Here is a 13,578-nt window from a genome sequence, read left to right on the forward strand (position 1 = left end):
CGGGCGGGCGGGCGGTGGAGTGTGGTCGGCGGGGGGCCGGTGGGTCGTCGGTGGGTGCGGCGGTGCGGGTGGGTGGTGCGGAGGGGTGGCGCGGACGCGTGGGTGGCCGCTGGTAGAACGGACGCAGACCGACGGACGGTCGGCGGCGACGGCCGTCGGCGGCCGTCCCGAACCGGAGGTGTGCGTGTTCCTCGTCGACGAGCCGGTGCTGCGGGCCGCGACCGTGGCCGACCGGGCCGGTGCCGGCGCGGCGCCACCCCGCGAGCAGGCGCTCGTGCTGTCCGCGAGCGACCTCGTCGTCGCCGCGGACTGCGAGTACCGGCTCCTGTGCTGGCTCGACGAGCAGCTCGGGCGGACGCCCCGCCGCGACGAGGGCGACGACGCGATGCTCGCCCGCACGGCCGAGCTCGGCGCCCGGCACGAGCGCGCGGTGCTCGCGGGCTACGAGGCCGAGCACGGCCCGTTCGACCCGGCGACCGGCCGCGGCGTCGTGCACGTCGAGCCGCCGCGCGGCACCTCGTGGGACGAGCTCGTCGCCGCGCAGGCGCGCACGCTCGCCGCGGTCGAGGCGGGGGCGGACGTCGTGCACCAGGCCGCCTTCTTCGACGGCGCGTTCCACGGCCGGGCCGACTTCCTCGTGCGCACCGGCACGGACGACGCGGGCGCGGCGCGCTACGCCGTCGTGGACGCCAAGCTCGCGCGCCGGGCCAAGGTCCCCGCCCTGCTCCAGCTCGCGGCCTACGGCGACCAGCTCCTCGCCGCGGGCGTCCCCGTGGACCCGGACGTCTCGCTCGTCCTCGGCACGCGCGAGCGCACGTCGCACCGCCTGGCCGACCTGCTGCCCGTCTACCGGGACCGGCGCGAGCGGCTCGTGCGCCTGACGACCGAGCACGTCGCGCGCGAGGGGCGTGCCCCCTGGGACGACCCGGCGGTCCGCGCGTGCGGGCGCTGCGCCGACTGCCGCGCCCAGGTGGAGGCGCGCCGGGACGTGCTCCTCGTCGGTGGCGTGTACGAGTCGCAGCGCGCGGCCCTGCACGCGGCGGGGATCCGGACGATCGACGAGCTCGCCGCCGCGACCGACGAGACGCCGGTCCCGGCCGGGATGAGTCGGTCGACCTTCGCGCGCGTGCGGCGCCAGGCCGGGCTCCAGCTCGGCACCGGCCCGTCCGACGGCACGGTCGTGTGGGCCGACGCGTCCGGGCCCCGCGAGCTGTCGTGGCGCATCGACGACCCGGCGCCCGTGCTCGCCCTGCCGGAGCCGAGCCCGGGCGACCTCTTCTTCGACTTCGAGGGCGACCCGCTGTGGACGGACGCCGGCGGCACGAGCTGGGGGATCGACTACCTGTTCGGGTGGGTCGAGCGCCCGGCGACGCCCGAGGACCGGCCGCCGTTCCACGCCCTGTGGGCGCACGACCTCGCGGCGGAGCGGGACGCGCTCGTCGCGTTCGTCGACCACGTCAACGCGCGCCGCCGCGTCCACCCCGACCTGCACGTCTACCACTACGCCGACTACGAGCGCGCGCACCTGCTCGCGATCGCCGCGCGGCACGGCGTCTACGAGGAGGAGGTCGACGACCTCCTGCGCGACGGCGTCCTCGTCGACCTGTACGCCGTCGTGCGGCAGGCGCTGCACGTGTCCGACCGCTCGCGGTCCATCAAGAAGCTCGAGCCGCTCTACATGGGCGACGAGCTGCGCACCGGCGACGTGACCACGGGCGCCGCGTCCGTCGTCGCGTACGCCGAGTACACCGCCCTGCGCGACGCGGGCCGCAGCGAGGAGGCGGCCGAGCTCCTGCAGGGGATCGCGGACTACAACCGGTACGACTGCGTGTCGACGCTGCGCCTCGCCGCGTGGCTGCGCGAGGCGGCCGCGGCGGTCGCCGGGACCGCGGGTCGCGACGCCGATGCCGCGGCCACGACGGCTGGCACGGCCACGACGACCGGCGTGGCGGCGGGCCCGGGCGCCGCGAGCGCCGCGGCTGCCACGACCGGTGCGCTCGCCGAGACCGAGACCGAGACCGAGACCGGGGCCGGGGAGCGCGAGCGGTCCTCCGCGGTGCTGCTGGAGGAGGAGATCCGGCAGGCCGTCGGCGAGGACCGCGCGCGGCGCACGGCGGACGAGCAGGCTCTCGCGATGTACGGGGCGGCGGCCGGGTACCACCGGCGCGAGGCCAAGCCGTTCTGGCACGAGCACTACTCCCGCCTCGCGCTCCCGCCCGACGAGTGGCTGGGGCGGCGGAACGCGTTCCTCGTCGAGCAGGCCGAGGTCGTCTCGGGGTGGGAGGTCGAGCCGGGGCGGCGCACGTGGTCCCGGCGCCTCGCGCTCGTCGGACGGCTGCCCGAGGGCAGCGACCTGCGCGTGGGCGTCGCCCCGTTCGTGCTCTACGACCCGCCCCTGCCGCCGTGCGCCCGCACGGCCGTCGACGGCGTGCGGGGCTGGCTCACCGGCGGGGTGATCCTCGACGCCGGGCGCCGCGCGACGCCGGCGGGCGAGCGCGACGTGCTGGTGGTGCGCGAGCAGCTCCCGACGAGCGCGGAACCGTTCGACGCGACCCCGGTCGCGCTCACCCCGTCGCCGGGGCTGGGCACGAAGCCGCTCGAGGCCGCGACCGAGGAGGCCGCGCGCCGCGCCCTCGCCACGTGGCGGGCCACGGGCTCGCTCCCGCAGGACGCCGCGACCGACCTGCTGCTGCGCCGGCCGCCGCGCCTCGTGCCCGCCGGTCCGGCCGCACCCGACGTCGCCCCGGGCGGAGCCGCCGCAGCCGACGGCGTCGGCAGCGTGACGGGCGGCGCGCTGCCGCCCGTCGCGGACGACGTCGTCGACGCGGTCACGGCGGCCGTCGAGCGGCTCGACGACTCGTACCTCGCGGTGCAGGGCCCGCCCGGGACGGGCAAGACGTACGTCGGTGCGCGGGTCGTGGCGCGGCTCGTCGCGCAGGGGTGGCGCGTCGGCGTCGTCGCGCAGTCCCACGCCGTGGTCGAGAACCTGCTGCGCGCGGTCGTGCTCGGCGCGGGGGTGCCGCGCGAGCTCGTCGCGAAGAAGCTCGCGACGGACGGGCCGTCGCCGCGCGCCGTGTACGCCGAGCTCGACGGCGCCCACCTCGCCGCGTTCGCGACCGAGCCGGGGCCGCGGGTCGTCGGCGGCACCGCGTGGGACTTCGCCGCCGAACGGCTGCCCGCGGGCACGCTCGACCTGCTCGTCGTCGACGAGGCGGGCCAGTTCTCGCTCGCGAGCACGGTCGCGGTCGCGCGGGCGGCCCGCCGCCTGCTCCTGCTCGGCGACCCGCAGCAGCTCCCGCAGGTCAGCAAGGGCCGCCACCCCGAGCCCGTCGACCGCTCGGCGCTCGCCTGGCTCGCCGACGGCCACGGCGTGCTGCCCCCCGAGCGCGGCTACTTCCTCGCCACCACGTGGCGCCTGCACCCGGACCTCGCCGCGGCGGTCTCGACGCTCTCCTACGAGGACCGGCTGCGCGCGCACCCGCTCGCCGCGGCCCGCCGCCTCGACGGCGTCGCGCCCGGCGTGCGGCAGGTGCTCGTGGAGCACGCGGGCAGCACCGTGCGCTCGACGGAGGAGGCGGCCGAGGTCGTGCGCCAGGTCGCGGACGTCCTCGGCCGGTCCTGGACGACGACGGTCGACGGCGTCGCGCACGAGCGTCCGCTCGGGCAGGGCGACGTGCTCGTCGTCGCCCCGTACAACGCGCAGGTGTGGGCGGTGCGTGGTGCCCTGCGCGACGCGGGCTACCCGGACGTCGAGGTCGGGACGGTCGACCGGTTCCAGGGCAAGGAGGCTCCGGTCGTCATCCTCACGCTCGCGGCGTCGTCCGGGCACGAGGCGTCGCGCGGGCTCGGGTTCCTGCTGTCCCGGAACCGCCTCAACGTCGCGGTGTCGCGCGCCCAGTGGAGCGCGGTCGTCGTGCGCTCGCCCGGGCTCACCGACACGCTGCCCCGCTCGGCCCGCGGTCTGGAGGAGCTCGGCGCCTTCCTGGCCCTCACGTCCTGACGGGCGGCGGTGCCCGGCCGCGGGGCCACCGGAACCGTGCACACCGGAAGCCCTCGCCGGAGCATCCGGCCGGAACCGTGCACACCGGAAGCACCCGCCGGAGCCTCCGGCCGGAACCGTCCGCACCGGAAGCACCCGCCGGAACCACGGGCCGGTGCGCGTCGTTGGTCGGGGAGTGAGCCGTACCCGGCCACGACCCCGGCGCGAGCGCACCGCTCGGCGCCCCCACCCCCGGAGGACGACCCATGGGATTCCTGGACCGGCTCCTCGGCCGCGAGCCGCGAGACGACGGCGGCGCGCCGCAGCACACGGGCCCCTACGGCGCCCAGCCCCCGACGCAGCCCGCGAACCCCTACCCGACGCAGTACCCGGCCCAGCAGCCCGCGTACGGCAGCGCCCCGCAGGACGCTCGGCCCGCGGCCGGGCAGCGTACGCCGGACCAGGTGGCGATCGACCGCTACCGCTACCTGCTGCGCACCGCCCCGCCGGACGCCGTCGAGCAGGCGCACGCCGAGGCCTTCGCGCGGCTCACGCCGGAGCAGCGCCGGCAGGTGCTCGCCGAGCTCGGTGAGCAGGTCCCGGCGGGCGAGCGGGCGACGTCGGACGCCCCGCAGGACCTCGCACGCATGGCGACGCGGGCCGAGATGCGGCAGCCCGGGACGCTGGAGCGCACGTTCGCGGGCCGGGGCCAGACGGGCCCCGGGTTCGGCGCGATGGTCGGGTCCAGCCTGCTGGGCACGATCGCGGGCGTCGTCATCGGGTCCGCCGTCGCGAACGCCCTGTTCGGGCCCGCGTTCGCCGACCCGAGCCAGCCCGTGGCCGAGGACGCGGCCGCCGGCGAGGACCCGGGCGCCGGCGAAGACCCGGGCGCCGCCGAGGGTGGCGCTGACGGCGGCGCCGTCGAGGCGTCGGGCGGGGACCCCGCGGGCGGTACCGACGGCGGCTTCGACGGCGGCGGCTTCGACGACTTCGGCGGCTTCGGCGAGTTCTGAGGCCCCCCGCCTCGCTGCCCGGAACGCACGAGTGCCCCCGACCGGAGGGTCGGGGGCACTCGAGGAACGATCGATCGGTGCGGCGAGCCGCTACCGAGGAGATCGGGTCAGACGGGGCGGATGTTCTCCGCCTGCGGGCCCTTCGGGCCCTGCGTCACGTCGAACTCGACGCGCTGGTTCTCCTCCAGCGTGCGGAAGCCCTGCGACTGGATCGCGGAGTAGTGCGCGAACACGTCGGCCGAGCCGTCCTCGGGGGCGATGAAGCCGTAGCCCTTCTCGCTGTTGAACCACTTCACGGTTCCGGTAGCCATTGTTACTCCTTCAAGAGTGTGGAAACACCCCCCGCGGGCGCAGGGGAGTACATCACGGTGTTCGTCGTCAACTCTTGGGTAACAAGGTCCGCCGGGCACCCGCCGGGTGGCGGTCACGTCGACGCGAGGACAAGCGAGGCACTGCAATCTCGGAGACAACCGTACATGGTAGGCCCCCTCTTGGCCATGGGTTGCCGCGAGCTGTTGTGCCGACCCCCGCGGCGTCCGCGGTGGCGGGTGCCGGGAGCGCGCGGGGAGGCGCCCGGAAGGTCCCCGGGCGCTCCCCGTGAGGTGCCCGGAGAGCGTCGCCGGGGAGCGCGTCGAGGGCTCAGAACGGGACGTTCGTACCGTTCACGGAACGAAACGAGACCCTTGCGTTACGAGTCGGTAACAACTCCCTGCGTCCCACGAAACCCGATCCGCCTACGTTCGCGTCACCCAGGAACGCGGAGGCGCCCCCTCCCGCGGATTCGTGGGTCCGGAGCCCTCCGAGATGCCGCGGAGGGCTCCGGACGGCGCGACCGCGGGGAGGTTTCGTCCCCGGGTGACCTGTGTCACTATTCAGCACGCAATTCAGTGTTGAATTCAGCGATCGACCGCGGAGAGAGGCGGCTTGGCTGCCTCCGCGGGGATCAGGACCACGGAGGTTGGCATGCATCGCACAGCACGACGGGCGAGCGGGGGTGCCGCCCTGCTCCTCGCGGCCACCCTCGTCCTCACCGCCTGCGGTCCCCAGTCCCAGGGCGGCGGCGACGAGACGACCGGGACGTCGACCGAGACCGACGACGGCGGCGGCTCGGCCGACCTGAGCATCGTCCCGTCGGTCCAGATCGACATCGACGGCGCCGAGGTCGAGGCCACCGCGGCCGGCAACCCGGCGGACCCCGCCGGTGACGGCAGCGCCGAGTGCGCCGAGGGCACCTCGATCGCGGTCGCCGGAGCTCTGACGGGCCCGAACGCCGCGCTCGGCCTCAACATCCAGTACGGCGCCCAGGTCGCCGTGGACGCGTTCAACGAGGCGAACCCGGGCTGCCAGGTCACGCTCAAGCCGTTCGACACCGAGGGCGACCCGCAGAAGGCGACCCAGGTCGCGCCGCAGATCGTCGGCGACGCGAGCGTGCTCGGTCTGCTCGGCCCCGCGTTCTCGGGCGAGACGGCCGCCACGGGCGACGTGTTCAACCAGGCGGGCCTGCTGTCGCTCACGGCGTCGGCGACCAACCCCGACCTCACGACGAACGGCTGGACGAACTTCTTCCGCGGTCTCGCCAACGACGCCGTCCAGGGCCCGTCGGTCGCGAAGTACCTCGTCAACACGAAGGACTTCGGCAGCGTCTGCGTCGTCTCCGACAACTCGGACTACGGCATCGGCCTCGCCCAGCAGATCACCGAGGGCCTGGGCGACGCCGCGAACGAGGACTGCGCCGCCGAGGTGAAGACCGGCGACAAGGACTTCTCGGCCGCCGTCCAGATCATCTCCGGCGCCGACGCGGACGCCGTCTTCTACGCCGGCTACTACGCGGAGGCCGCGCCGTTCGTGCAGGGCCTGCGCGACGGCGGCGTCGACATCCCGTTCGTCTCGGCGGACGGCACGAACGACCCGCAGTTCGTCTCGCAGGCGGGTGCCGCGTCGAAGGGCGCGATCCTCTCCTGCCCGTGCGGCCCGGCCCCGGAGGACTTCGCGGCCACCTACGAGGAGACGAACGGCCAGGCGCCGGGCGTGTACTCGGTCGAGGGCTACGACCTCGCGACGATCATGCTCACGGGCATCGCCTCGGGCGTGACCGACCGTGCGGGCCTGATCGACTACGTGGCGAACTACTCCGGTGAGGGCCTGGCCCGCGCCTACGAGTGGGACGACACGGGCGAGCTCGCCTCGGCGCTCATCTGGATCTACGAGGTCCAGTAGTCCGACGACGACGGGCGCCCCGCCCCGACGTCCCCGCCCCGCGCGGGGACCGGTCGGCGGGGCGCCCGTCGTGGACCACGACCTCGTACCCCAGAGAACGAACCAGGGAGCGTCATGCCCGCTCTTGCTGACGCGCTGATGCACAGCGCGACCGCCGGCCCCCTCGTCCACCAGTCCCTCATCGACTTCAACATCGCGGGCCTCGCCCGGAACTTCTGGGGCCTCACCATCGAAGGCCTCACCTACGGCGCGATCTACGCGCTCGTCGCCGTCGGCTACACGCTCGTCTACGGCGTGCTGCGGCTCATCAACTTCGCCCACTCCGAGGTCTTCATGCTCGGCATGTTCGGGCAGTACGCGACGCTCATGCTGCTCGGCTTCTACCCGAGCGGGAACGCGTACGACAAGGGCATCGCCCTGACGGTGCTCTACCTCGGCATCGCGATGCTCGGCGGGATGCTCGTCGCGGGCGGTGCCGCCGTCGGGCTGGAACGCGTGGCGTACCGGCCGCTGCGACGGCGCGGCGCACCGGCGCTCGTCTTCCTCATCACCGCGATCGGGATGTCGTTCATCATCCAGGAGTTCGTGCACTTCGTGCTGCCGAAGCTCACGGGCGGCACGCTCGGCGGCGTCAACGCGCAGCAGCCGATCCGGCTCGTCCAGCCCGAGGTGCAGTTCACGATCGGCGGCGCGCCGGTCACGAACATCACGCTCGTCATCATCCTGTCGGCGCTGGTCCTCGCGCTCGCGACGGACATGTTCATCAACCGGACGAAGTTCGGCCGCGGCATCCGCGCCGTCGCGCAGGACCCGGTGACCGCGACCCTAATGGGCGTCTCGCGCGAGCGCGTCATCATGCTGACGTTCCTCATCGGCGGCATCCTCGCCGGTGCGGCCGCGCTGCTCTACACGCTGCGCGTGCCGAACGGGATCATCTACTCCGGCGGCTTCATCCTCGGCATCAAGGCGTTCTGCGCCGCGGTGCTCGGCGGCATCGGCAACCTGCGCGGCGCGCTGCTCGGTGGCCTGCTGCTCGGCGTCATGGAGAACTACGGCCAGGTCGTGTTCGGCACGGAGTGGCGCGACGTGGTCGCGTTCGCGCTCCTCATCATCGTCCTGATGTTCCGCCCGACGGGCATCCTCGGGGAGTCGCTGGGGAGGGCCCGCGCATGAGCACCTCGACACCTGCACCCGGCCCCGCGCCCGACGGCGGTCGCCCCACCGCGATGCCGCCCGCCGGCCGCGTCGCGACGAAGGACCGGCCGCACAGCGGCGTCGGCGACCGGCTGCGCCTGTGGTGGGACGCCCAGGCCCGGCCCACGCAGTGGGCGATCGGCGTCCCGTTCCTGATCTTCCTGGCGCTCGTGCCGATCCTCAACATCCCGGTGCTCACCACGGTGGGCACCAACTTCGGCGGGGTGATGGCGCAGTTCGGCATGATCGCGCTCATCGCCATCGGCCTCAACGTCGTGGTGGGCCAGGCCGGCCTGCTCGACCTCGGCTACGTCGGCTTCTACGCCATCGGCGCGTACACGGTCGCGATCCTCACGAGCCCCGACAGCCCGTGGAACCAGACCGACGAGTGGCTGTCGAAGGACTGGGCGTGGCTCGCGGCGCTGCCGATCGCGGTCGCGATCACGTCGTTGTCCGGGCTGATCCTCGGCTCGCCGACGCTGCGCCTGCGCGGCGACTACCTCGCCATCGTCACGCTCGGCTTCGGCGAGATCGTCCGCCTCCTCGCAGACAACCTCGACGAGCTGACGGGCGGCGGCCAGGGCCTGCGCGGCGTCGCCTACCCCCGGGTGGGCGTCACGGAGGAGCTGCCCAACGGCGTCTTCTCCGCGGGGAACGCCGCGGGCACGCTCAACTCGGGCGTGTGGTGGTACTGGCTGAGCCTCGTGTTCATCGTCATCTCGCTGCTGCTCGTGGGGAACCTGGAGCGCTCGCGCGTCGGGCGCGCCTGGGTCGCGATCCGCGAGGACGAGGACGCGGCCGAGATCATGGGCGTCCCCACGTTCCGCTTCAAGCTGTGGGCGTTCGTCATCGGTGCGTCGATCGGCGGTGTCGCGGGCGCGCTCTACGCCGGGCAGGTCCAGTTCGTCATCCCGACGAACTTCAACGTCATCAACTCCGTGCTCTTCCTGTGCGCCGTCGTGCTCGGCGGCCAGGGGAACAAGCTCGGGGTGATCCTCGGCGCGTTCATCATCGTGTACCTGCCGAACTTCTTCCTCGGCCGCACGGAGCTGTTCGGCATCCCGATCAACGGCAACGAGATCGCGAGCTACCGGTACCTGTTCTTCGGGATCGCGCTGGTCGTGCTCATGATCTTCCGTCCGCAAGGGCTCCTCCCCGTCCGGCAGAAGCTCCTCGCCTACGGGCGCGAGCTCTACGTCGCCGCGCGACGCGCGGCGCAGGCCGTCACGCGGGGCGGGTCCGACGACGGCGCCCGCCCGGGCTCCCCGGCGGTCGCCACGGCGTCGGGCGGCTCCCGCGCGTCGCGCGCGACGGGCACGACGACCGGGACCGGCGCAGACGGCACCACGACCGGGGAGGAGACCCGATGAGCACCCACGACCCCGGCGGCATCGGCGCGGGCGGCGAGCACGGCGACGAGCACCTCGCGTCGTCGGGCCGCGCCGACTCCTCGCGTGCCGACCTGTACATGCCCGGAGCCGTCCTCGAGGAGCCGGCGGTCGTCGACGTCGCAGACGTGCGCCCCGAGCTCGCCAACCCCGAGCTCGTCGACGCGATGGTCGCGCCCGACCGCACGGTCCACGCGCGCGTCGGCGAGCCGCTGCTCCAGATGCAGAACGTCACGGTCCAGTTCGGCGGCCTCGTCGCGCTCGACGACGTGACGTTCGACATCCGGCGCGGCGAGATCCTCGGGCTCATCGGCCCGAACGGCGCGGGCAAGACGACCGCGTTCAACGCGATGACGGGCGTCTACCGGCCCACCCAGGGGCAGGTCGTCTTCGACGGCTCCCCGGTGGGCAAGCTCAAGCGCTACCGGATCACGCAGCGCGGCATCGCCCGCACGTTCCAGAACATCCGCCTGTTCAACGAGATGACGGCGCTGGAGAACGTCGTCGTCGGGTCGGACGCGCGGCACCGCACGTCGGTCCCCGGCGCGCTGCTGCGCACGCCGCGGCACCGGCGCGAGGAGCGGGACGCGATCGACCGGGCGCTCGCGCTGCTCGAGTTCGTGGGCGTCGGCGGGCGGGCGACGGAGAAGGCGCGCAACCTCTCGTACGGCGACCAGCGTCGGCTCGAGATCGCGCGGGCGCTGGCGACCGAGCCGAAGCTGCTGTGCCTCGACGAGCCGGCGGCCGGCTTCAACCCGGCGGAGAAGGAGTCCCTCATGGACCTCATCCGCCACATCCGCGACGACGGGTACACCGTGCTGCTCATCGAGCACGACATGCGCCTCGTGCGCGGGGTGACCGACCGGATCGTCGTGCTCGAGTTCGGGCGCGTCATCGCGGACGGCACGCCGGACGAGGTCACGAACGACCCCAAGGTCGTCGCGGCGTACCTCGGCGTGCCCGACGAGGAGCTGGCCGGCCCGGACGGCGTCGGGCCCGCGGCCCCCACCACCGAAGGAGGCAGCGGCCATGCCCCTGCTTGAGCTGCAGGACATGACGGTCGCCTACGGGCGCATCGAGGCCGTGCGCGGCATCTCGATCACCGTCGAGGAGGGCGAGCTCGTCACCCTCATCGGGGCCAACGGCGCCGGGAAGACCACGACGATGCGCGCCATCTCGGGCATCCGCCCGGTGGCGCGCGGCAAGGTGCTCTTCGACGGCAAGGACATCACGAAGATGAAGGCGCACCTGCGCGTGCTCGAGGGCATCGTGCAGGCGCCCGAGGGCCGCGGCATCTTCCCCGGGATGACGGTCGTCGAGAACCTGGAGATGGGCGCGTACGCGCGCACGTTCGCGTCGAAGGCCGAGCACGACGAGACGGTCGAGCGCGTCTTCGACCTCTTCCCCCGGCTCGCGGAGCGCAAGGAGCAGGTGGGCGGCACCATGTCGGGCGGCGAGCAGCAGATGCTCGCGATCGGGCGCGCGCTCATGGCCCGGCCGCGGCTGCTGCTCCTCGACGAGCCGTCGATGGGGCTCGCGCCCATGGTCATCCAGCAGATCTTCCGCATCGTGTCGGAGATCAACGCGCAGGGGACGACGGTGCTGCTCGTCGAGCAGAACGCGCAGCAGGCGCTGTCGCGCTCGCACCGCGCGTACGTGCTCGAGACGGGTGAGGTCGTGCGCAGCGGCGGCGGGCGCGAGCTGCTCGCGGACTCGAGCATCAAGGAGGCGTACCTCGGCGTCGCGTGACGGGCACGCCGTCCCGGCCGGACGCGCCTCCGGGCGGGTCCGCCCGGGTCGGGCGCGGCCGGGGGCGGTCCGGCCTGGTTAGGCGCGCCCAGGGGCGGGCCCGGCCGGGGGCGGGTCCGCCGCCGGGCGCGCTGCCCTAGGCTGGCCGCGTGCCGCTCCGACGACGTGACGCCCGGGACCGACTGACCTTCGAGCTGGTCGAGTCCGACGACGTCGACGCGGACGACGACGCCCTCGGCGGCCCGGGCCTGGCCTCGCCGGGCGGGCCGCGCGGCGTGCCGTCCGGCGCGACGGGGGGCACGACCTGGACGCCGGGCGCGACGGCGGGCGTCCGTGCCGCCCTCGGGGCGACGGACGGTCCCGCGGGACCCGACGGCCCGCCCGGGCGTGCGTCGGTCGACGACGACCCGGCCGAGAACGACCCGGCAGAGCGCGACCCGGCGGAGAGCGACCCGGCGGAGAGCGACCCGGCCGAGGGTGGACCGGCCGAGGGTGGACCGCCCCGGCGGGGACGGCTTGCGGCGGTCGTCGCGGGGGTCGCGGCGGGGGTTGCGCTCGTGCTCGGCGGCATGCTCGCGGTCGACGCGTGGCAGGGCCGTGCCGACGTGGAGCGGCTGCGGGCCGCGCCCGGCGGCCTGGAGCCGCTGCCCGACGCGCCCGTCGAGCGCTGGACGGCCGACGTCGAGGTCTCCAGCGGGCTCGCGCTCCTGCCCGGGGCGGTCGTGACGGTCGAGGACGGGACCGCCGTCGCCCGCTCGCTCGACGACGGGGGGGAGCGCTGGCGCGTCGACGTCGGCGCGTACGCGTCCTGCGGGGGACTGTTCTTCTGGTCGCTGCCCTTCGGCGAGCCAGCCTCGACGCTCGCCTGCGTGGCGCCGGTGTCGGACGCCGTCGGCCTCGGCGGCGAGACCGACCTGCAGTTCGATCCCGCGACCGGCCGCGTCCTCGCGTCGGACTGGGCGGTCACGGTGCTCGCCGCGGACGGCGAGGTGCTCGGGCGCCGCGACACGACGTCCGACGGCGGCACGCCCGCACCCGGGCCCGGCGGCACGATCCTCCGGGCCGAGCGCGTCGGCGAGGTGCCGGCGGGCGACGGCGCGGTCGTCGAGCAGGACCCGACCACCGGGGAGGTCGCCGACCTCCCGACCGGACGACCCGCCGTCGTCCGCGTCGAGGACGCGCTCACGGGTGACGTCCGGTGGGAGGCCGATGTGCCGTTCGTCGCGGGGGCCGGGCAGTGCGTCGAGTGGGCCGAGACCGAGGGCACGGAGACGGTCCGTGCGCAGCTCGAGAACCTGTGGGCGGCGTCCGAGACCCACCTCGTCCGTGTGGAGGGCTGCGGCGTCACGGCCTGGTTCACGCCCGGTGGCGAACGGCTCGACGAGGTCGGTGACCCGCTCGACGGTGTCGTGGCGCTCGCCGACGGCACGTACTACCGCGACCCGAGAGGCAACGGGAACGGCTGGGGCTTCACATCAGCGGGCGATCCGGGTGGTGCGAGGCACGCGATCCTCGGGGCGGACGGAGCCGTGCGCTGGGAGCCGCCCGGCCCGCTCCTCGTACCGCGCTCGACCGACGGCTCGGACGCCCCGCTGCTCGCCCGGTACGAGGGGGAGCTCGTCGCGTTCGACGGTGACGGCAGCGAGCTGTGGCGCTCGTCGGAGGTGGTGGCGCCCGAGGCGGTGCTCGTCGCCACGCACGACACGGTCGTCGTGTCCGGGGGTTCCAGCACGGGCTGGATGACCGGGCTCGACGCGACCTCGGGGACGGTGCGCTGGTCCCTCGACCGCGAGACGGTCGAGGCCGCGGCCGGCGGGAGCGTCAGCTGGATGGACACCGCCTACACGGACGGGCGGCGCGCGATCCTGCTCGCCTACCAGGACGACGGGCGGACGGAGCTCCTCGCGATCGACCTCGCCGACGGTCACGTCGCGTGGTCCGGTGGTGTCGGGCCGGAGGAGGGCTCCTGGCCCGTTCCCCTCCAGGGCCGGCTCCTGCGGATCGGGCAGTCGGAGATCGCCCGGCTCGGTTGACGACC

Annotated in this window: 9 protein-coding genes; 8 read left to right on the forward strand and 1 reads right to left on the reverse strand. The window is 74.6% G+C overall.

Translation table 11 applies throughout. The features are described 5' to 3' along the window. The first annotated feature begins 184 nt into the window (after positions 1-184). Both ACI769_RS14180 and ACI769_RS14185 read left to right on the forward strand, forming a co-directional pair. A complete protein-coding gene (locus ACI769_RS14180) occupies positions 185-4,000 on the forward strand; it encodes a TM0106 family RecB-like putative nuclease (protein WP_409141777.1) in 3,816 nt (1,271 codons plus the stop codon). Between the two features lie 245 nt (positions 4,001-4,245). Beyond that, positions 4,246-4,992, forward strand: coding sequence for a hypothetical protein (locus ACI769_RS14185; RefSeq protein ID WP_085387112.1), 747 nt, complete (start codon positions 4,246-4,248; stop codon positions 4,990-4,992). Between the two features lie 107 nt (positions 4,993-5,099). On the opposite strand, the gene ACI769_RS14190 is transcribed toward ACI769_RS14185, so the two are convergent. Then, positions 5,100-5,303, reverse strand: a complete 204-nt coding sequence (locus tag ACI769_RS14190) for a cold-shock protein (protein ID WP_009861351.1) — start codon at positions 5,301-5,303, stop codon at positions 5,100-5,102. A gap of 652 nt (positions 5,304-5,955) precedes the next feature. Here ACI769_RS14190 and ACI769_RS14195 point away from each other — a divergent pair. The 6 genes from ACI769_RS14195 (at position 5,956) to ACI769_RS14220 (ending at position 13,573) form a co-directional block, all read left to right on the forward strand. Continuing rightward, entirely contained in the window at positions 5,956-7,209 is a 1,254-nt protein-coding gene (locus tag ACI769_RS14195; RefSeq protein WP_043657227.1) for a branched-chain amino acid ABC transporter substrate-binding protein, read from the forward strand. Positions 7,210-7,323: 114 nt separating this feature from the next. After that, positions 7,324-8,382 carry a branched-chain amino acid ABC transporter permease gene (locus ACI769_RS14200; protein WP_043657230.1) on the forward strand — a complete coding sequence of 353 codons (1,059 nt, stop codon included), beginning with the start codon at positions 7,324-7,326 and terminating at the stop codon, positions 8,380-8,382. After that, the gene (locus ACI769_RS14205) at positions 8,379-9,773 is read left to right on the forward strand and encodes a branched-chain amino acid ABC transporter permease (protein WP_232322680.1); all 1,395 of its coding nucleotides are present in this window, start codon (positions 8,379-8,381) and stop codon (positions 9,771-9,773) included. Before ACI769_RS14200 ends, ACI769_RS14205 begins: the two co-directional genes overlap by 4 nt. Further along, positions 9,770-10,834 (forward strand): ABC transporter ATP-binding protein, encoded by a 1,065-nt coding sequence (locus ACI769_RS14210; RefSeq protein WP_021483128.1) that lies wholly within the window; start codon positions 9,770-9,772, stop codon positions 10,832-10,834. The genes ACI769_RS14205 and ACI769_RS14210 overlap by 4 nt, the downstream gene beginning before the upstream one ends. Next, positions 10,821-11,540 (forward strand): ABC transporter ATP-binding protein, encoded by a 720-nt coding sequence (locus ACI769_RS14215; protein WP_021483127.1) that lies wholly within the window; start codon positions 10,821-10,823, stop codon positions 11,538-11,540. Before ACI769_RS14210 ends, ACI769_RS14215 begins: the two co-directional genes overlap by 14 nt. Positions 11,541-11,689: 149 nt before the next feature. Then, positions 11,690-13,573: a hypothetical protein gene (locus tag ACI769_RS14220; protein ID WP_409141778.1), complete on the forward strand. Its 1,884-nt coding sequence runs from the start codon at positions 11,690-11,692 to the stop codon at positions 13,571-13,573. Positions 13,574-13,578: the final 5 nt, after the last annotated feature.

Source organism: Cellulosimicrobium sp. RS, assembly GCF_046159675.1.
In the GTDB taxonomy this organism is placed as follows: Bacteria; Actinomycetota; Actinomycetes; order Actinomycetales; family Cellulomonadaceae; genus Cellulosimicrobium; species Cellulosimicrobium funkei.

Bases quoted from the DNA above. Each gene is read 5' to 3' on its own strand.
- ACI769_RS14190 (WP_009861351.1), bottom strand. From the start codon at position 5,303: ATGGCTACCGGAACCGTGAAGTGGTTCAACAGCGAGAAGGGCTACGGC.
- ACI769_RS14205 (WP_232322680.1), top strand. From the start codon at position 8,379: ATGAGCACCTCGACACCTGCACCCGGCCCCGCGCCCGACGGCGGTCGC.
- ACI769_RS14185 (WP_085387112.1), top strand. From the start codon at position 4,246: ATGGGATTCCTGGACCGGCTCCTCGGCCGCGAGCCGCGAGACGACGGC.
- ACI769_RS14200 (WP_043657230.1), top strand. From the start codon at position 7,324: ATGCCCGCTCTTGCTGACGCGCTGATGCACAGCGCGACCGCCGGCCCC.
- ACI769_RS14210 (WP_021483128.1), top strand. From the start codon at position 9,770: ATGAGCACCCACGACCCCGGCGGCATCGGCGCGGGCGGCGAGCACGGC.
- ACI769_RS14195 (WP_043657227.1), top strand. From the start codon at position 5,956: ATGCATCGCACAGCACGACGGGCGAGCGGGGGTGCCGCCCTGCTCCTC.
- ACI769_RS14215 (WP_021483127.1), top strand. From the start codon at position 10,821: ATGCCCCTGCTTGAGCTGCAGGACATGACGGTCGCCTACGGGCGCATC.